This window comes from Bradyrhizobium sp. LTSP849, assembly GCF_000938255.1.
Taxonomy (GTDB): Bacteria; Pseudomonadota; Alphaproteobacteria; order Rhizobiales; family Xanthobacteraceae; genus Bradyrhizobium.
In genome coordinates, this window is sequence record NZ_JYMR01000054.1 from 123,729 (window position 1) to 142,779 (window position 19,051).

General features: G+C 64.2%; 20 protein-coding genes. 9 read left to right on the plus strand and 11 right to left on the minus strand.

Translation table 11 applies throughout. From position 1 onward, the window contains the following. Positions 1–72 precede the first annotated feature (72 nt). Positions 73–228: a DUF3096 domain-containing protein gene (locus UB31_RS40965; RefSeq protein ID WP_082078741.1), complete on the minus strand. Its 156-nt coding sequence runs from the start codon at positions 226–228 to the stop codon at positions 73–75. A 221-nt stretch (positions 229–449) separates the two neighbouring features. Between UB31_RS40965 and UB31_RS35935 the strand changes: the two genes are divergently transcribed. Further along, positions 450–803, plus strand: a complete 354-nt coding sequence (locus tag UB31_RS35935; RefSeq protein ID WP_045005303.1) for a DUF1236 domain-containing protein — start codon at positions 450–452, stop codon at positions 801–803. A 173-nt stretch (positions 804–976) separates the two neighbouring features. Here UB31_RS35935 and glyS read toward each other — a convergent pair whose 3' ends face one another. From glyS to UB31_RS35965, 6 genes are all read right to left on the minus strand, one after another. Next, complete coding sequence (glyS, locus tag UB31_RS35940; protein WP_045014273.1) at positions 977–3,085, minus strand: glycine--tRNA ligase subunit beta; 2,109 nt, start codon at positions 3,083–3,085, stop codon at positions 977–979. Continuing rightward, positions 3,085–4,020: a glycine--tRNA ligase subunit alpha gene (locus UB31_RS35945; protein ID WP_045014274.1), complete on the minus strand. Its 936-nt coding sequence runs from the start codon at positions 4,018–4,020 to the stop codon at positions 3,085–3,087. Before UB31_RS35945 ends, glyS begins: the two co-directional genes overlap by 1 nt. A 216-nt stretch (positions 4,021–4,236) precedes the next feature. Continuing rightward, positions 4,237–4,425, minus strand: coding sequence for a hypothetical protein (locus tag UB31_RS35950; protein ID WP_045005170.1), 189 nt, complete (start codon positions 4,423–4,425; stop codon positions 4,237–4,239). 118 nt (positions 4,426–4,543) lie between these two features. Next, on the minus strand, positions 4,544–5,452 hold the full coding sequence (locus tag UB31_RS35955) for a S49 family peptidase (protein WP_045014275.1): 909 nt from the start codon (positions 5,450–5,452) through the stop codon (positions 4,544–4,546). Between the two features lie 216 nt (positions 5,453–5,668). Beyond that, positions 5,669–6,436 (minus strand): tRNA1(Val) (adenine(37)-N6)-methyltransferase, encoded by a 768-nt coding sequence (locus UB31_RS35960; protein ID WP_045014276.1) that lies wholly within the window; start codon positions 6,434–6,436, stop codon positions 5,669–5,671. After that, the gene (locus UB31_RS35965; protein WP_045005176.1) at positions 6,429–6,656 is read right to left on the minus strand and encodes a putative signal transducing protein; all 228 of its coding nucleotides are present in this window, start codon (positions 6,654–6,656) and stop codon (positions 6,429–6,431) included. The genes UB31_RS35960 and UB31_RS35965 overlap by 8 nt, the downstream gene beginning before the upstream one ends. Before the next feature lie 129 nt (positions 6,657–6,785). On the opposite strand from UB31_RS35965, the gene UB31_RS35970 reads away from it, so the two are divergent. From UB31_RS35970 to UB31_RS35990, 5 genes are all read left to right on the plus strand, one after another. Continuing rightward, entirely contained in the window at positions 6,786–7,793 is a 1,008-nt protein-coding gene (locus tag UB31_RS35970; protein WP_045005305.1) for a polyprenyl synthetase family protein, read from the plus strand. A 427-nt stretch (positions 7,794–8,220) separates the two neighbouring features. Continuing rightward, positions 8,221–8,736, plus strand: coding sequence for a winged helix-turn-helix transcriptional regulator (locus UB31_RS35975; protein WP_045014277.1), 516 nt, complete (start codon positions 8,221–8,223; stop codon positions 8,734–8,736). A gap of 1 nt (position 8,737) precedes the next feature. Continuing rightward, positions 8,738–9,994 carry a beta-ketoacyl-ACP synthase II gene (fabF, locus tag UB31_RS35980; protein ID WP_045014278.1) on the plus strand — a complete coding sequence of 419 codons (1,257 nt, stop codon included), beginning with the start codon at positions 8,738–8,740 and terminating at the stop codon, positions 9,992–9,994. 61 nt (positions 9,995–10,055) lie between these two features. Further along, positions 10,056–10,688 carry a LysE family translocator gene (locus tag UB31_RS35985; protein ID WP_045014279.1) on the plus strand — a complete coding sequence of 211 codons (633 nt, stop codon included), beginning with the start codon at positions 10,056–10,058 and terminating at the stop codon, positions 10,686–10,688. A 66-nt stretch (positions 10,689–10,754) separates the two neighbouring features. Next, the gene (locus tag UB31_RS35990; RefSeq protein WP_245306123.1) at positions 10,755–11,180 is read left to right on the plus strand and encodes a RidA family protein; all 426 of its coding nucleotides are present in this window, start codon (positions 10,755–10,757) and stop codon (positions 11,178–11,180) included. A 68-nt stretch (positions 11,181–11,248) separates the two neighbouring features. On the opposite strand, the gene UB31_RS35995 is transcribed toward UB31_RS35990, so the two are convergent. Further along, positions 11,249–11,521, minus strand: coding sequence for a hypothetical protein (locus UB31_RS35995; RefSeq protein WP_045014281.1), 273 nt, complete (start codon positions 11,519–11,521; stop codon positions 11,249–11,251). 425 nt (positions 11,522–11,946) lie between these two features. On the opposite strand from UB31_RS35995, the gene UB31_RS36000 reads away from it, so the two are divergent. Next, positions 11,947–12,810 (plus strand): alpha/beta fold hydrolase, encoded by an 864-nt coding sequence (locus tag UB31_RS36000; RefSeq protein WP_045014282.1) that lies wholly within the window; start codon positions 11,947–11,949, stop codon positions 12,808–12,810. Between the two features lie 109 nt (positions 12,811–12,919). On the opposite strand, the gene UB31_RS36005 is transcribed toward UB31_RS36000, so the two are convergent. The 3 genes from UB31_RS36005 to UB31_RS36015 form a co-directional block, all read right to left on the minus strand. After that, positions 12,920–13,804: a 4-(cytidine 5'-diphospho)-2-C-methyl-D-erythritol kinase gene (locus UB31_RS36005; protein WP_045014283.1), complete on the minus strand. Its 885-nt coding sequence runs from the start codon at positions 13,802–13,804 to the stop codon at positions 12,920–12,922. Between the two features lie 25 nt (positions 13,805–13,829). Beyond that, positions 13,830–15,623: a tetratricopeptide repeat protein gene (locus UB31_RS36010; RefSeq protein WP_045014284.1), complete on the minus strand. Its 1,794-nt coding sequence runs from the start codon at positions 15,621–15,623 to the stop codon at positions 13,830–13,832. 285 nt (positions 15,624–15,908) lie between these two features. Then, positions 15,909–17,570: an electron transfer flavoprotein-ubiquinone oxidoreductase gene (locus tag UB31_RS36015; protein WP_045014285.1), complete on the minus strand. Its 1,662-nt coding sequence runs from the start codon at positions 17,568–17,570 to the stop codon at positions 15,909–15,911. Positions 17,571–17,707: 137 nt separating this feature from the next. Here UB31_RS36015 and UB31_RS36020 point away from each other — a divergent pair, with 137 nt between their 5' ends. Further along, positions 17,708–18,514 (plus strand): uracil-DNA glycosylase, encoded by an 807-nt coding sequence (locus UB31_RS36020; RefSeq protein WP_045005187.1) that lies wholly within the window; start codon positions 17,708–17,710, stop codon positions 18,512–18,514. A gap of 306 nt (positions 18,515–18,820) precedes the next feature. Beyond that, the coding region (locus UB31_RS41885) for an IS110 family transposase (RefSeq protein ID WP_045011530.1) at positions 18,821–19,051 on the plus strand (231 nt) is incomplete at its 3' end.

Below are 19,051 nucleotides of genomic sequence, written 5' to 3' on the forward strand. Positions count from 1 at the left end.
GGACGGGAGTTGCGGGCCTTACACCACTTTGGGCAGGCCCGCGCAAGTCGAAGAGTTCCGGAAAATGAAGGCCTAGAGATGGAGCCACCTCAACAACCCGAGCCCGATCGCACCATTTATGATGAGAAAGATCGCGACGATCAGGTTGAGGAGGCGCGGCATGATCAGGATGAGCACACCCGCAATCAGCGACAGGATCGGCGAAATGTGGGCGACGGTGAGATGCATGAAGAGTCTTCCTGTGACGTGAGGCGAATCGCGGGCGGATCATAGCGGACCCGGTTCCGCGGGTAGAGACGCACTGGAGCCGCACGAGTTCCCCGCTTCGCGAAAACTGCCCGAAAATGCCGCGTATGCGGCAGGGGTTTTTCGGAACATCGCGCGCGGCGCAGCATTGGCAACCGGTCGCGCCACTGGCGCCGGCTGAAATCACTTCGAAGGAGTTGCCCATGCGGAACAGGATTCTCGCCCTCGCAGCGCTTGGCATCGCGCTCGGCACGCCGATTGCGGCGCAGGCGCAAACCGGGATCACGGTGGGCCGCGCGCCCGTCGTCGTCGACAGCGGCCCGACCATTGCGGTCGAACAGCGGCCCGCCTTCCGTGACTATGTCGTCGAGCAGCGTGTACCAGCCTTCAGCATTCCGGATCGCGTGGTGGTCGGCGCCACCTTACCCGAGGCCGGCGTCACCTATTATGACGTGCCGCAACGTTTCGGCGCCACGACCTATCGCTACACCGTCGTGAACGGCGAGACCGTGCTGGTCGAGCCGCGCTCGCGGCGCATCGTCGAGGTGGTCGACTAGCTTCTTGTTTGGACGCGTTTTCTTCACGCGAACCGGCACCCACTTCGCTTGAAAACGCTCTGCACAACTTGATGTCCGGCGCGTCACATCAGGCTGACGCGCATCGCGTAGTCGGACATCAGCCCCGCCCGGTCGCCCCCCGCCGGGCGGGGCATTTTTCTTTTGCGGAGCGATCAGTCCTGGATCTTCGAGAAGTCCGCGACCGCACGCGTGGCGCTGCGGATCTCGTTCAGCAGCTTCAGGCGATTCTCGCGCACCTTCGCATCGTCGTCGTTGACGCGAACTTTTTCGAAGAACGCATCGACGGGCGGCCGCAGCTTTGCCATCGCGCTCATGGCAGCGGCAAAGTCTTCCTTGGCGACCGCAGCGCTGGCTTCCGTCGTCACTTCGCCGATCGCCTTCGCCAGCGCCTTCTCCTCGCTGAGGCCATAGAGCGCAGCATCAGGCGCGCCGTCGAACGTACGCTTGTCCTTCTTCTCCTCGATACCAAGGATGTTGCTCGCGCGCTTGATGCCGGCGAGCAGGTTCTTGCCGTCGTCGGTTTCGAGGAATTTGCCCAGCGCCTCGACGCGACGGACGGTTGATAATAGGCCGACCTCTTTCCCACCGAGATAGAGAACAGAGTCGACGAGGTCGTGCCGCACACCCTGTTCACGAAGCTGAACTTTGAGGCGATCCTCGAAGAAGTGTCGGAAAGAGTCACCAACCTCAGATCTCTCGGTATCAGAAATATCCGGGCGAAACGCTTTAATATGTTTTTCGAGAAGTCCACGAGGATACAAATCAATGTGACGCTCGATCGCAATGCGGATCACGCCTAGAGCAGCGCGTCGTAGCGCATAAGGGTCCTTCGATCCCGTCGGCTTCTCGTCAATAACCCAGAAACCAACGAGCGTGTCGATCTTATCTGCGAGCGCCACCGCGAGGCTAACCGGATCGGTCGGCACACGATCGGCAGGCCCCTGCGGCTTGTAGTGTTCCTCGCAGGCCGCAGCGACGGAAGCGTCCTCGCCCTGGGCCAGCGCGTAGTACTTGCCCATCAAACCCTGCACCTCGGGGAATTCGCCGACGACTTCGGTCAGCAAGTCCGCTTTGGCGAGATGCGCAGCGCGCTTTGCCTTGGCGACATCGGCGCCAACCAGCGGCGCGATCTCGGAAGCGAGGCGCTCGATGCGTTTGATGCGCTCCGCCTGCGTGCCGAGCTTCTCATGAAACACGATCTGATCGAACTTCGGCAGACGATCTTCGAGCTTGGTCTTCCGGTCCGTCTCATAGAAGAACTTCGCGTCGCTCAGCCGCGGACGGATCACGCGCTCGTTGCCGGCGACGATGGTCTTGCCGCCGTCGGGCGCCTCGATATTGGCGGTGAGGACGAATTTGTTGGTCAGCTTGCCCGTCTTGGGATCCTTGACCACAAAGCACTTCTGGTTGTTGCGGATGGTGGCGCGGATCACCTCGTCCGGGATCGCGAGATATTCCTGTTCGAACGATCCCATCATGACGACCGGCCATTCGACGAGACCGGAAACCTCGTCCAACAGTACCTGATCCTCGACCAGCTCAAGGCCTTGCGCGAATGCCAGCTCCTTGGCGTCGGCGAGGATGATGTCCTTGCGCGCCTGCGGATCGAGAATGACTTTTGCGGCCTTCAACTTGGCTTCGTAGTCCTCGAAGCGACGCACATTGATCGGAGCCGGCGCCATGAAACGATGGCCGTAGGTGATCTGCCCGGTCTCGATGCCGTCGATCGCAAATTTCACGACGTCGGGCTCTTCGGTCTCGATGCCGAAGGTCGCAGTGATCGCGTGTAGCGGGCGCACCCAGTTGAGCGAGCCGGGTTTTCCGGAGCGCGCGCCCCAGCGCATCGATTTCGGCCAGGGGAAAGTGCGGATGATCACGGGGAGGATTTCCGCAAGCACCTCGATCGCGTCACGGCCGGGCTTCTCGATCAGCGCGATGTAGAAATCACCCTTCGGATCGCGCTGGATCTTGGCCTCATCCAGCGACTGCAAACCTGTCGCTTTCAGAAAACCCTGCACCGCCGCATCGGCCGCGCCGATTTTAGGGCCCCGGCGTTCGGTCTTCAGGTCAGGCTGGCGTGCGGGAATGCCGTGCACGGTGAGCGCAAGGCGGCGCGGCGTCGCGAACGCTTTCGCGCCCTCATAGACGAGACCTTCAGCGACGAGCTTGTCGGTGACCATGCGGCGCAGATCGTCGGCCGCCTTGGCCTGCATGCGCGCGGGGATTTCTTCCGAGAACAGTTCGAGCAACAATTCGGGCATCAGGCTGCTCCACCGGCTTCGGTGTGCACCCAGGCTTCGCCGCAGGCTTTGGCCAGTTCACGCACGCGTAAAATGTAGCTCTGCCGCTCCGTCACCGAGATCACGCCGCGCGCATCGAGCAGGTTGAAGACGTGGCTTGCCTTGATGCACTGGTCGTACGCCGGCAGCGCCAGCAGATGAGCCTCGCGCTTGCCATCCTTCCAGCCTGCGTCGAGATATTTCTTGCAGGCCGCTTCCGCCATCTTGAACTGCTCGAACAGCATCGTGGTGTCGGCATATTCAAAATTGTGCCGCGAATATTCCTGCTCGGCCTGAAGGAAGACGTCGCCATAGGTGACCTTAGCGTCACCGTCGCGGCCGTTGAAACTAAGATCGTAGACGCGGTCAACGCCCTGCACATACATCGCGAGACGCTCGAGCCCATAAGTGAGCTCGCCCGCGACCGGCGCGCATTCGACGCCGGCGACCTGCTGGAAGTACGTGAACTGCGACACCTCCATGCCATCGCACCAGCATTCCCACCCCAGGCCCCAGGCGCCCAGCGTCGGGCTCTCCCAATCGTCCTCAACGAAGCGGATGTCGTGCATGGCGGAATCGATGCCGATCGCGGCGAGCGACTTCAGGTACAGCTCCTGAAGGTTCGGCGGCGACGGCTTCATGATCACCTGGAACTGGTAGTAGTGCTGCATCCGGTTCGGGTTCTCGCCGTAGCGGCCGTCCTTGGGCCGACGCGAGGGCTGCACATAGGCCGCGTTCCAGGGCTTTGGCCCGAGCGCGCGCAGCGTGGTCGCCGGATGGAAGGTGCCCGCGCCCATCTCCATGTCGTAGGGCTGCAGGATCACGCAGCCCTGCTCGGCCCAGAACCGCTGGAGCGCGAGGATAAAGCCCTGGAACGAGCGTTCCGGGCGCATATGGGCGGGCAATGAGGCGTCCATCGTCAGATCGGGCTCTCGCGGGGGGTTTTGAATCGCGCGGGACCGTATCGACGGCGGGGGTGGGAATCAAGGCAAAGGGGGCGGATTCGGGCTTACCGACTGCCGTAGGGTGGGCAAAGGCGCACTTGCGCCGTGCCCACCATCTTTCCGAAACTGCGAGGCCGGCGGTGGGCACGCTTCGCTTTGCCCACCCTACGACAGCGGTTTGTGGAGCCGCTAACCGGGCCGGTAAGCTCCGGTCACGGGGTCACGCTTCAGCGTCTGGATGTCCCCCATATGGGCGGCCTCGGCGACGCGCGAGAGGCGCATCTCCTCCAGCTCCTGGTTGATCCGGACAGCGGTCTTGTAGGCCCAGCGGACCACGGCAAGCCCGCCCAGGACGCCCGCGAATGCGACGATGGGCATCGGTCGTTCCTTGTTCACAATGCTCAGCCCCCACCCGCATTCTTGCGCAGACCGGGCCGCGCCGCAATTGGCTCGGCTTCAAGTCTCCTTGGGGCCAAATGGCGCGGCAGGGCTGCGCCTAGAACCCGAATTTTGCCCAAATCGCCCGCGTCTCGACCGCCGAGATCAGCTCGTCCGGTAGCCCGGCCATTGATTCCATGGCCGAAAGCTGGCCCGCACCGGGCGATTTCCGTCCCAGAATGCCGGACAAGAGCCCGGTCGGCTGGGCGATCACAGGGGTGAGAACCTTCTCGCCATAGCGGGCACGAAGAGTTGAGCGGAGATCGCCGATGCCATCGGCCAAGCCCAGCGCGATCGAGCTCTCGCCGGCCCAGTACTCACCGGTGAACAGTGTGTCGTCGGGCCCCTTCAGCCGCGCGCCGCGGCTCTCCTTCACCAGCGCGATGAATATCTGGTGGATCTCGCGCTGGAGCGCCTTCAGCTTCGCCACGTCATCAGGGTTTTCGGGCAGGAACGGATCGAGCATCGCCTTGTGCGCGCCGGCCGTGTAGAGGCGCCGCTCGATGCCAAGCCGCTTGATCGCCTCCTGGAAACCAAAACTGCCGCCGACCACGCCGATCGAGCCGAGGATCGAGGACGGGTCGCAAAAAATCTCGTCGCCGGCGCAGGCGATCATGTAGCCGCCGGAGGCCGCGACATCCTCGACGAACACCAACACCGGCAGCTTCTTCTCCGCCGCGAGCTGCTTGATGCGCAAGTATATCTGGCGCGACTGCACCGGCGAGCCGCCGGGCGAGTTGATGACGAGTGCCACGGCCTTGGCATTGCGGACCGAAAACGCCCGCTCCAGCACCCGCGCGACGCCCGCAAGCGACATGCCCGGGCGCAGTGGCGTCACCGCGCCGATTACACCGGACAGGCGCACCACGGGCACCACCGCTGTGCCGGGGCGGAAGCGCGCCGGCAGATATTGCATCAGCTTGTCGGCCAGGCCGGAACCTGCGCGATCGTTCAATTGTTCGGCCATGCCGTTACCTCTGATTAACCAATTCTTATCACGCGACTGTCATTGAAGTTGGCTGGAACGTGTTTTGCAAATTCCCCGTTGGGAAGCTGCAATAAGCCAGCGGAGGAAATGCCATGAAGATCTATCTGCTGTTGATGCTGATCGGTGCCCTTTTCGCGGCAATTCGCTTCACGTCCCCGCAAGAACAGCAGTCGGAATCGCTTCCGCAGTAAGCCGTCACGGCTCCGCCAGCTGCAAGACCGCCCTCCCCTCCAGAATATTCCTCACCTCTTTTTTAGGCACGCGTGACTCGTCGTTGAGCACAAGGCCCGGCAGTAATCGCGTCGGAGCTCGACCGCCTTTGACTGCACGCACCAGAACGCGGATCGCAGGCCGACCCGCCTCGCCATGAACCGGCAGGATCGACAGGCTGCCGAAGCCGCGTGACAGCGCTGCCAAAACCTCTGCTATCCCATCCGCACGCCAGATCAGCGTCAGCACACCGTTCGATCGGAGGATGCGCCGCGCTGCATGCACCCAGGCATGCAGGGTCTCCTCGGTTGCGACATGCGCGGTGTGACGCGCCTGATCCGGCGAGCCGCGATGCCGAGCGGGATCGTTGAAGGGCGGGTTCATCATCACGATGTCGACACCATCAGACACAAGCCCATGTGCCGCAAACGCCTGCGCATCGTCTGTGACGTCGAGCACAATCGCTTCCGCCGAAATCGCATTCGCCGCCGCGTTGGCGCGCGCGAGCGCGGCCAACTCCGGATCGATCTCGACCAGGCTCAGCTTGATCCCCGTCACGCGCCGGCCGAGCGCCAGCCCGGCCGTGCCGATGCCGGCGCCGAGATCGACGACACGGTCGCCTCCCCTGGCCTCTGTGGCCGCCGCAAGCAGAATGGCGTCGTGACCGGCGCGATGGCCGGACCGCTTCTGCTTCAATAGCAGCTGCCCGCCGAGAAAGGCGTCCTCGGTGATGTCTGCCGCAGCCTCAGTCATCGCCGCGCAGTTCGTGGCTGAGGCCGGCCTCGGTCAGCAGCTGCCGGGCCTCGAGGGCGTCGTCCTCATGGACCAGGATCCGGCGCGGCAAAATGCCGAGCGAGCCCTCGATGATGCTCATGTTCTGGTCCAGCACCAGATGATGGATGTTCGCACCGTCGAGCAGCGCGCCGATCGCTGATACCAGCACGATATCGTTGGTCCGAACCAGTTCTTGCAAAACGAGCCTCCTGCCTGACGGGGGTGAGCGGCAAATGTCAATGGTTCCACAGGTCTTGCCGCATCCGCCTCCAGTTTCTATTGTCTTTGCATCAGAATAGCCCTTCCGGGGCAAATATTGGAGACCGGCTTGGCCGTCATCGTACCTTTCGAAACTCCCGGCGCGTCGATCGAAGAGCTGGTTGCCCTTGTCGCTCCGGACATGGAGCGCGTCAACGCCACGATCCTGTCGCGGACCGGCTCCGACGTGACCATGATCCCGGAGGTGGCCAACCATTTGATCTCCTCCGGTGGCAAGCGGCTGCGGCCGATGCTGACGCTGGCCATGGCCAACCTCGCCGGCTACACCGGCGACGGCCATATCAAGTTGGCTGCCAGCGTCGAGTTCATGCACACCGCGACGCTCCTGCACGACGACGTCGTCGACGAGAGCGAGATGCGCCGCGGCAAGCTGTCGGCGCGGATGCTCTGGGGCAATGAGGCGAGCGTGCTGGTCGGCGACTTCCTGCTCGGCCAGGCCTTCCGCATGATGGTCGAGGTCGGCTCGCTGCGCGCGCTCGACATTCTTTCCGCGGCCGCCGCCACCATCGCCGAGGGCGAGGTGATGCAGCTTGCCGCCGCCAAGAACACTGCGACCACCGAGGACGAATATCTCGCCGTGATCCGCGGCAAGACCGCCGAGCTGTTTGCGGCCGCCTGCGAGGTCGGGCCCGTGATCGCAAACCGCCCGAAGGCGGAGCAGACCGCCTGCCGCTCGGTCGGCATGAATCTCGGCATCGCCTTTCAGCTCGTCGACGACGTGCTCGACTATGGCGGCAAGAGCGCAAAACTCGGCAAGAACACCGGCGACGATTTCCGCGAGGGCAAGATCACGCTGCCGGTGGTGCTGGCCTTCCGCCGCGGCAACGACACCGAGCGCGCGTTCTGGATCCGGGCGCTCGAGCGCGGCGAGATCGGCGACACCGATCTCGACCACGCCCTCGGTCTGATGAACAAGCACCGCGCACTCGAGGACACGCTCAGCCGCGCCCAGCACTATGGCGCCATGGCGGTCGACGCGCTTGCGCTGTTCCCGTCCTCGCCGATGAAGAGCGCGCTAGAGCAGGTCGTGGCGTTCTGTCTGGCGCGGTCGCATTAGGGCTCATATCGCCTCCGCACCGCCGTTAATCCCGTCATCCTGAGGCGCGAGCCGCGTGATGCATTGCATCGCGCGGGGAGCCTCGAAGGATGAACGGCCGAGATGCAGCCGGGCCGTCGCCCTTCGAGGCTCGACAAGCGCCGCTATCGCGTCGCTCGCCTCGCACCTCAGGGTGACGGTGACAGGTATGAGCTCGCTGCATCAACACCATCATTGCGGGCGCGACCCACTCTCGTGTCCCGGACGCGCTGCGACGCCCCTTAGCGTTGCGGCACAGAGCCGGGACCCATCCAACACGCACAGTGCTCGGCAACTGGGCCCGGGCTCTGCAGCGCATCGCTGAAGAACCGCTGCGCCGCGTCCGGGGCACGAGAGTCGACAGCCCCGGTAACTTGCATTTTGCAAGCTACTCCCCTACCTTCACGCCATGCAGCCCAAATCGCCATCCATCCTGGAATGCCCGGTCGGCCGCGCCGTGGAGACGGTCGGCGAATGGTGGAGCATCCTGATCCTGCGGGATGCGTTCCAGGGCTCCACGCGATTTGACGAATTCGAGCGCAATCTCGGCATCGCGCCGAACATCCTGTCGCGGCGCCTGTCTCATCTCACCACCACCGGCATGTTCGTCCGCCGCCGCTACAACGAGCGGCCGCCGCGTTACGAATATGTGCTGACGGATAAGGCGCGCGACTTCTTCCCGGTGATCGCGACGCTGCTTGCCTGGGGTAACAAGCATCTCGCACCGAAGGGCGAAGCCATTCTGCTGGCGAACCGGGACGATCGTCGGCCGCTCGATCCGGTCGTGGTCGACGCTGCCGACCGACAACCAATCACGCTCGCTGATGCCGTCGTGATTGCAGGCCCCGGCGCCAGCCGCTTGATGCGCCGGCGGCTCGCTTTGCTTAGGGCTATGAACCCGGCCGCTGCGCCGGCTGGAGACTGACATGCGTCGTATTGTCGTGACGGGAATGGGCGCGGTGTCGCCGCTCGGCTGTGGTGTCGAACCATCGTGGCGCAGGCTGCTCGCGGGCCAGAGCGGGCTGCGCGCCCTGCCCGAATGGTCGCAGGCGCTGCCCGCGCGCATTGCCGGTCTCGTGCCCGACAAGGCCAACGACAAAGAAGGCGGCTTCGATCCGGCACAGGCCGCCGCGCCAAAAGATCAGCGCAAGATGGATCGCTTCATCCTGTTTGCGCTGCTCGCCGCAGCGGAAGCGATCGCGCAGGCCAAATGGACACCGCAGGATGCTGCGTCGCTGGAGCGGACCGCGACGATCATCGCCTCCGGCGTCGGCGGCTTCCCGGCGATGGTCGAAGCGGTGCGCATCACCGACCAGCGCGGCCCGCGCCGGCTGTCGCCATTCACCATCCCCTCGTTTCTCGCCAATCTCGCCGCCGGCCATGTCTCCATCAAATACGGCTACAGAGGACCGCTGGGGACGCCGGTCACGGCCTGCGCCGCAGGCGTCCAGGCAATCGGCGATGCCGCGCGCATGATCCGCGCCGGCGAAATCGACGCTGCGATCTGCGGCGGCAGTGAGGCCTGCATCGATCTCGTCAGTCTCGGCGGCTTCGCGGCGGCGCGCGCACTGTCGAGCGGGTTCAACGACGCGCGCGCCTCGCGCCCGTTCGATCGCGACCGCGACGGTTTTGTCATGGGCGAAGGCGCCGGCATTCTGGTGATCGAGGAGCTGGAGCATGCACTGGCACGCGGCGCCACGCCGATCGCCGAGGTTGTGGGATATGGCACCACCTCGGACGCCTATCACATGACGTCGGGTCCGCCGGATGGCGACGGCGCCCGCCGCGCGATGGAGATCGCACTTCGGCAGGCGCGCCTCGCACCCGGTGACTTGCAGCATCTGAATGCGCACGCGACGTCGACACCGGCCGGAGACGAGAGCGAGCTTGGCGCCATCGCCGCACTGTTCGGCCGCAACCGCAACATCGCGGTGAGCGCGACCAAATCGGCCACCGGCCATCTGCTTGGCGCCGCCGGAGGCCTGGAGGCGATCTTCACTGTGCTGGCCCTGCGCGACCAGATCGCTCCGCCGACGCTCAATTTTGAAAATCCCGATCCCGGTGCAGAAGGCATCGACATCGTCTCCGGCGCGGCGCGGCCGATGCCGATGCAGCACGCCATCTCCAACGGTTTTGGCTTCGGCGGCGTCAATGCCAGCGTGATCTTCCGCCGCATCGGCTAGGCGGCAGGACTTACTAGACGAGAAGACTTGCAATCGCGCCAGGCGTCGCTACGACAACAGCATGAGCGAAACGAATTTCTGGCTGTTCCTGGCCGCCGCCCTCGTCATTGCCGCCATACCCGGCCCCGGCATCTTCTACGTCGCGGCGCGAACCCTCTCAGAAGGACGCGCGAGCGGCTTTGCCTCGACCGCAGGCACGGCGCTGGGCGGGCTGGTTCATGTGCTGGCGGGGAGCGTCGGCGTCTCCGCGATCATCCTTGCCAGTGCCGAGCTGTTCGCGGCCGTGAAGTTCATCGGCGCTCTCTATCTGGTCTGGCTCGGCATCCGCACCTGTCGCAGCGCCGGCCGTGGGCTGTCGCTCGAAAGCGAGCCCGTCGGCGACAAGCGCGCGTTCCGCGACGGCGTGTTGGTCGAGGCGCTGAACCCGAAGACCGCGGCATTCTTCCTCGCCTTCATTCCGCAGTTCCTCGATCCGGCGGCACCGAACCCCACGCTGCAATTCATCGCGCTCGGCGCGATCTCGGTGACGCTGAACACACTCGCCGATGTCGTCGTGGTGCTGATGGCGTCCGCGACACGCACGCAGCTGATCGGAAGGCCGCGCCTGATGCAGCGCCTCATGCAAGGCTCAGGCGTCTTCATTGCGGGCCTCGGCCTGTCGCTCGCTTTGGCACGACGGCCGGTGCAGGGCTAACGAGGCACGGCAGGTTAACTGGTGCGCCTGCGCCGTCTTCCATGTACATTCGAGAATGATCCTTGAATGAGGCCGGCCATGACATCACGGGTAGAAACGCTAACGCCGCCGAACACACCAAAGCCGATCGGTCCCTACAACCACATTGCCAAGGTCGGCGAACACATATGGATCGGCGGAACCGCGGGCGTCGATCCGGCGACAGGACAGCTGGCCGGCTCCGACGTCGCCGCCCAGACACGGCAAATCTTCAAATCGTTCGGAGTGATGTTGGAGGCGGTTGACTCCGACCTCAGTCACATCACTCACATCAACGTGTTTCTTCAGCGCATGTCGGACTTCGACGCGATGAACGCAGCCTATGTCGAGGCCATGGGAGACCATCGACCCGCGCGCACGGTATTTGCCGTTCAGGAGCTTCCGAAGCCCGGCGTCTTGCTGACCATGAACCTGACGGCTGTAACGCGACAGGCAATCCTGTCGGTGAGGTGATAGCACCGAAGCTCCCGCCAGCTCTGGGGCTCCAAAAGAGAAAGGGGCCGAGGCCCCTTTCTCAGATTTCACCACTGATGCCAGTGGTGCCAATGATGCCAGCCATAGCCGCCGCCCCAATGACGGTGCCAGCCATAACCACCCCAATAATGCGGGTGATAATAGCCGCCGCCGCCGTAATAGTGGCGGTGCCAGCAATGGCCCCATTCATTGCAGATATAGCCGGACGGAACGACGCCCGACGCACCGGGAACGTCGATCGGCTGAGCCGATGCGGCCCCGCTGGACAAGGCGACGCCGCCAAGTGCGGCGAGGCCAACAAACGCGGAAACAAGTTTCATGATTTCACCTCCTAACATCGGTTGGAGGCGGCGAACGACGAACGCGTTCGGTGCGTTACGAAGGTTTAACGCCGATGAACAAGCTGTCCAACTTGTCATGACTTGCCGAGATGTAACGCGTGCGGTTCGAACGAAGCATCGCCGAGAGCTCACCCATTGATGTTGCGATGGAGGGTTCGATGAAGATGATGTCCTGGTCGCGTTACCACCTTCTACCAAAGTCGTTGTCGCGCGCCATGCGCCGCTGTCGCGCGGCCAAGATGCGCAAGACCCGGCGACGCGGACGCACCACGCAGCGGCCGGCCTCTCGCACCGGCCCGGCGCCAAAGCACGCATGACCGCGCCATTGCTTGTGGAATGGCCGGCGGCAGGCTACTCCGATGTCATCGTTGTCTTGACCGCCCACCGAAGAGGATCGCGATCCGATGCTCGTGCCGCAAAGTCGCACCTACGAGTCTCACGGCCTGCGGCTGCATTATGCCGACTGGGGCAACGCGGGCGCGCCGGTCCTCATCCTGGTCCATGGCGGTCGCGATCATTGCCGGAGCTGGGACGTCCTCGCCCGATCGTTGCAACCACATTTTCACGTGCTGGCGCCTGACCTGCGCGGACACGGCGATTCCGATTGGACCAAAGGCGGCAGCTACGCACTAACGGAATATGTCTACGATCTCGCCCAGCTCGTCCGCGCCATGGCGGCGCCAGAGATCAGACTCATCGGCCATTCGATGGGCGGGATGGTGAGCCTGATCTATTCAGGGTCATTCCCTGAGCAGGTGTCACGGTTGGTGGTGCTCGACGGTGTGACCATGCTGCCCGATACGCCAAAGCCCCCGGCGCATGAGCGCATCAGCAAATGGATCGGCCAGCTCGACAAGCTGCATGGCCGGACACCGCGCCGCTATCGCACCATCGAGGACGCGGCCGCGCAGATGGTGCTTTACAACAAGCGACTGTCCCGCGAGCTCTCTCTGCATCTTGCGACGCATGGGACACGGCAAAACGAGGATGGCACCTATAGCTGGAAGTTCGATCCCTACCAGCGCGCCTCCGCGCCGCACCGGCTCTGGCCGGATGATCACGTCGCACTGTGGTCGCGCATCGCCTGTCCGACGCTGCTGCTCAATGCCGGCGAAAGCTTTCTCGCCGGCCCCAGGGCAGCAGGCCTGGAACGCTATTTCCCGCAGGCGCGCGTCGAGACAATCGCCGGCGCCGGACACTGGCTGCAGCATGACAAGCCGCAAGAGGTGTTAAGTGCGATCCGGCGGTTTCTCGGGCTGGGAGGCTAGCTCAGACTCGTAGCCCGCATGAGCGCAGCGACATGCGGGAAGCCGCAAGGAAGAATCCCGGATGTCGCTGCGCTCATCCGGGCTACGCAACAATGATTGGGAGACAACGCTAGCTCAACGTCCCCGCATGCACCCACCAGCCGGGGTGATCCCTGCGGATCTTCTCGGCAGCGGCATGCGCATCATTGGACGCGCCGAAGATCGCAAAACAGGTCGCGCCCGAGCCGGACATCCGCGCGAGCTTGACGCCGGCGGAAGAGCGCAAGGCCTCCAGCACATCGCCGATCACCGGCTCGATGCGCATTGCGGGGGCTTCGAGATCGTTGGGGACGGTCTCAAGAATCTCGACCCAATCGGCAATGGAAGCGCCCTCCTCCGGCCAGGCCGTCGCTTCGAGGACGTCGGTGGCGCCAACCAAGAGCTCACCATTGCGCAGGCCGAGCGCCTTGAACACGTCCTTGGTCGCGACCGGCACGCGCGGATTGACCATGACGCAGGGCATGCTCGGCAGCGCCAGCGGCAACAGCTGCTCGCCGACCCCGGTCATGTCGCAGGCGCGCGAGAACAGACACACCGGCACGTCGGCACCGGTCGCAAGCGCGACCTGCCGGAGGCGGGGATCATCGAGCGACAGGTTGTTGAGACTTGCAAGCAGCCGCAGCGCGGCCGCGGCATCGGCCGAGCCACCGCCGATGCCGGCTGCAACCGGCAGCACCTTGTCGAGCGCGAAGGCACCCAATTTCAGGTTCGGCACGGCCTCGGCCAAAAGCTTGGCGGCCTTGAACACGAGATTGTCGGTGGTGTCGCCACAGGCCGCCGCGAGCGGCCCCGTGGTGGCAAGCTGCAGCTCGCCACCCGGCTCCAGCGTGAGCCGGTCGGCGCAATCGGCGAACGCGACCACGCTTTCGAGATCATGATAGCCGTCGGCGCGACGGCCGACCACGCGAAGGCTCAGATTGACCTTCGCGCGCCCCTCTTCAATCAACGCCGGCATTGGCGATCAGCCCCCACACGCACTCTTAACCGCCCTTGCCGTCGTCCTTCTTCTCGGCCTGCGCCGCGGGCGCATTCGAATTGTCGTCTGTGATGCCGTTGGTGATCTTGGCCTCGATCTTCGGCAGATCGTCCGGCTCGGGCTTGAGATCGCGAGCATGCGCCCACTGGAATTTGGCTTCCAGCGTGCGGCCGACGCGCCAATAGGCATCGCCGAGATGGTCGTTGATGGTGGGATCCTCGGGCTTCAGGTCGATAGCGCGCTCGAGGTTCTTCACCGCTTCCTCGTAATTGCCGATGCGGTAATAGGCCCAGCCGAGGGAGTCGACGATGTAGCCGTCGTCGGGACGCTGCTCGACGGCGCGCTTGATCATCTTCATGCCGTCGTCGAGATTCACGCCCTGGTCGATCCAGGAATAGCCGAGATAGTTGAGGACATGCGGCTGGTCGGGCTGGAGCTCGAGCGCCTTCTTCATGTCGGCTTCGGCCTTGCCCCACTGCTTGGAGCGCTCCTCGCAGATGCCGCGATAATAGTACCAGACGCTGTTGGCCTTGTCGCTGCCGGCCGGCAGCACGTCGATGCCCTGCGAGTAGGTCGCGCCGCAGTCGCCGAACTTCTTGCGGCCGCGCTCGAGATTGCCGAGCGCCATGATGGCTTCGAGATCCTTGGAATCTTCGCTCACCACGCCCTTGAGGATCTTGATCGCCTCGTCGGTGCGGTCGGCGGAATCGAGATCGACGGCAAGCTGGATCTGCGCGTTGCGCTTCAACGGCGACGACGCCGGCACGCGCTCATAGACCTTGATCGCCATCTGCGGCCGCTTCACCGATTCATAGAGGTCGGCGAGCGAGAGCAGGGCCAGCGGATGCGTCGGTTGGAGATAGAGCGAGAGCTGGAGATAGACCAGCGCAAGATCCTCGCCGCCGCGACGGGTCAGCGTGGCGCCGATGCCATAGAGCGCTTCGGCCGCGCCCGCTTGCGCGGAATCAACCAGCGGCGGCATCTTCTTGCCGGCCTTGGTCTCGCGCAGGCCTTCCACGATCAGCGGATGGCGCGCGAGCTTCTTGTCGAAAGCCTCATAAACGGCGGTTGCCGAGGCCGCGTCCTTGTTGCGCGACAGCCAGCGGCCATAGGCCTCGGTGATACGCAGCATGGAATCGTCGAGCTTGTAGGCGCGCTCGAAGCGGGTGCCGGCGTCCTTCTCCTTGCCGGAGAGCTCGAGGATCATGCCGGCGTGGAGGTCCTTGAACAGCGGATACCATTCCGGACCCGCCAGCTTGTCGATGCTGGCGACAGCACCCTTGGCGTCACCGGCGCCGTAGGCGGCCCAGCCCGACAGCAGGGTTGCGACCAGATCGGTGATCGGTCCGCGAATCGACTGATTGATGTTGCTTTGCGCGCTCGGATATTTCTTCAGCTTCAGGTCATGCACGCCGACGACGAGGCGGGCGACGCGGTTGGTCTTGTCGATGGTGAGGATGCGCTCGGCGAGCTTGACCGCTTCATCGATGTCGCCATCGGCGACCGAGGAGATGAAGGCGCGGTCGAGCAGCTCGTTGTTCTTGGGATCGGTACGCAGCGCGGAGCGGTAGAAGGCGGCGGCGGAGGCGGCGTCGCGCTCGACGCTGGCGTGGCGAGCGGCGAGATAGCTGCCGGACGTGGTCAGCGCCTTCAGATCGTTGCGGTTCGGAAACTGCGCCGCCGTGTCGGCCGGATGATCCGGCGTCTGCGCCTGGACCCCGCCGGGGACCGTCGCGATCGCTGTGCCCATGAGGGCGATGGCGGCAACAGTCCAGCGGTTGAAACGATTTGAAAACATCAGCGCTCGCCTTGGGTTGGTAGTGCCTGGGTATGGAGCAAAAGGCCGTCTCGCATGCAAACGCGGCCGTCGACATCGGGACCCGGAACCGTCAGGGCCGGACAATGCCGCTTTTGGCGCTTCACCGCAAGGATTCGGACCATGCGGTCCCCTCCGCGCGCCCCAAACCGGCCATAGGCGCCCCAAGACGCTGCTAGTATGGCCTTATCGTGACCGCGCCCCCCGGCCCCGCCCCGGTCCTCACGCGAACGTGCGCACCATCACCTTTCGTGACTTGGCCCGCCCTCACATCGCCTCGTAATTCGGGCCGCCGCCGCCCTCCGGCGGAACCCAGGTGATGTTACCGTTGGGGTCCTTCACGTCGCAGGTTTTGCAGTGGACGCAGTTCTGGGCGTTGATCTGGTAGCGCGGGCTCGCGCCCTCCTCGACCCACTCATAGACGCCGGCCGGGCAATAGCGATTCGAGGGACCGGCGAAAACATCATGCTCGGACATCTTCTGGAGGTTCATGTCGGCAACCCGAAGATGGACCGGCTGGTCCTCCTCATGATTGGTGTTGGACATGAACACCGAGGACAGCTTGTCGAACGAGATCTTGCCGTCCGGCTTGGGGTAATTCTTCGGCGCATGGCTCTTGGCCGGATCGAGCGTGGAGCGATCGGGCTTGGCATGTGACTGCGTCCCGAACAGCGAGCCGCCGAACAGCGTGTTGCACCACATGTCGAAGCCGCCAAGCGCAACGCCGATCACGGTGCCGAACTTCGACCACAACGGCTTGACGTTGCGGACTAGGAACAAATCCTTGCCGACCGGCGAGGAACGCCACGCGTTCTCGTAGTCGACGATCTCGTCATTGGCGCGCTCGGCAGCGATCGCAGCCGCGACATGCTCGGCGGCGAGCATGCCGGTGCCCATCGCGTTGTGTACGCCCTTGATGCGCGGCACGTTGACGAAACCGGCCGCGCAGCCGATCAGCGCGCCGCCGGGGAAGCTGAGCTTTGGCACCGATTGATAGCCGCCCTCGGTGATGGCGCGCGCGCCATAAGCGAGCCGCTTGGCACCTTCGAAGGTAGAGCGGATCGAGGGATGGGTCTTGAAGCGCTGGAACTCGTCGAACGGCGACAGATACGGATCGTCGTAGTTCAGATGCACGACGAAGCCGACGGCGACGAGATTGTCGTCGTAATGATAGAGGAACGATCCTCCGCCAGTCTTCAGGTCGAGCGGCCAGCCGAACGAATGCTGGATCATGCCCTTCTGGTGTTTGGCGGGATCGATCTGCCAGACTTCTTTCAGGCCGATGCCGAACTTCGCAGGCTCGCTCTTGGAGTCCAATGCGAACTTCGCGATCAGCTGCTTGGTCAGGCTGCCGCGGGCGCCTTCGGCGAACAGCGTGAACTTGCCGAGCAATTCCATGCCACGGGTAAAGGAGTCCTTCGGCTTGCCGTCACGGCCGACGCCCATGTCGCCGGTGGCGATGCCCTTCACCGCGCCCTGCTCGTCATAGAGCACTTCCGCCGCGGCAAAGCCCGGATAGATCTCGACGCCGAGCGCCTCGGCCTTGCGCGCCAGCCAGCGGCAGACATTGCCGAGCGAACCGATATAGCAGTGATGGTTGTCCATCAGCGGCGGCATCATGAAGTTCGGCAGCTTGATCGCGCCGCCACCCGTCATCCAGTAGAAGCGGTCGTCCTTCACCTGCGTCTTCAGCGGGCAGTCGGAATCCTCGCGCCAGTCCGGAACGAGCTTGTCCAGCCCGGCCGGGTCGATCACGGCGCCGGAGAGAATATGCGCACCGACCTCGGAGCCCTTCTCCACCACGACGACGTTGAGATCGGCATTGATCTGCTTCAGCCGGATCGCAGCCGCCAGGCCCGAAGGGCCGGCGCCGACGATGACGACGTCGAATTCCATGGATTCGCGCGGGGGAAGTTCTTCGGTGCTCATCTGATCTCAGCCCTTGAGACGGTTCCTTGGTCGTTTGCGCTCCCTTGTTTCCGATTTTTCCGGGTAGGACAACCACGGAAATGCGTTCCGCTGGGATGCAAGGCGCCCCAAACTGATATAAAAGCCTGACTTTCCAAATGACCCCCGAACCCGCACCCACCGTCCGAGAGCTGCTCGCCTTCTATCTGGAGGCCGGTGTCGACTGCGCGCTCGCGGAGGAACCGATAGACCGCCTGGCGGAAGTCGACGCCCCGCCGCCGGCTCCGCGTGCGGCACCGCCGGTCGAAGCACCGCGACCGGTCGCAGCCCCCGCCGTGATCCGCGGCGAGGCTGCGCCCGCGCCCGACATTGCGATCGCGTCGGCGCGCGAGGCCGCGCGCACCGCGCCGACGCTGGAGGCCTTGCGCGAGTTGATGCAAGGCTTCGAGGGCTGCGCACTGAAGCACACGGCGACGCGGCTGGTGTTCGCCGACGGCAATCCGCAGGCGCGCATCATGTTCGTCGGCGAAGCCCCGGGCCGCGACGAGGACATCGAAGGGCTTCCCTTCGTCGGGCGCAGCGGCAAGCTGCTCGACCTCATGATCGGCGCGATCGGGCTCAATCGCACCACCGCCTACATCGCCAATGTGATTCCGTGGCGGCCGCCCGGCAACCGCACGCCGACGCCGCAGGAGACGCAGATCTGCCTGCCCTTCATCCAGCGCCAGATCGAGCTGGCGAATCCCGACGTGCTGGTGACGCTCGGCAATCCCTCGACGCAGACATTGCTCTCGACCCGCGAAGGCATCATGCGCACCCGCGGGCGCTGGTTCGACTACGAGACGGGCCAACGCACCATTCGCGCACTGGCGACGTTCCACCCGGCCTATCTGTTGCGCTCGCCGTCCTACAAGCGTCTGGCCTGGCAGGATCTGCGCGCGATCGCGAAGGTGCTGGCGGGATAGTCCTCTTGTAGGGTGGGCAAAGGCGCTCTTGCGCCGTGCCCACCATCTCGCCGCATTCGTAGACGCGTGGTGGGCACGCTTCGCTTTGCCCACCCTTGTATTAGCGCGCCGGATTAGAATGGCCTCGTTCCGTGAGGAATGGCCCAGCCCGGGTGGCCGCCCGAGCTGGGCCGCCGATCGATCGGATCGATGCCCACCGAAGCCTTGAGGGCTGCGTTTCGTAGCAAGATCGCGGTCGGCACTTCATCGGGACCCGCATGGTTGAACGAACTTCAGGTTCGCATTCACAAGGGAGGGTCGAGGAAGATGGCCAAGCGTATCATGATCTGTGCCGGGATCGATACCGGCAAACACAAGCTCGATGTGGCGCTCGATGGCAGTTCCGAGCGGATCCAGGTCGAGAACACACCGGAAGGCTACACGGAGCTGCTGGAATGGCTGCAACGCCACAAGGTCAAGCGGGTTGGGATCGAGGCGAGCGGCGGCTATGAGCAGGCGGTGGTTGCCGAACTGCGACGCAAGCGGCTTGTGGTCGTC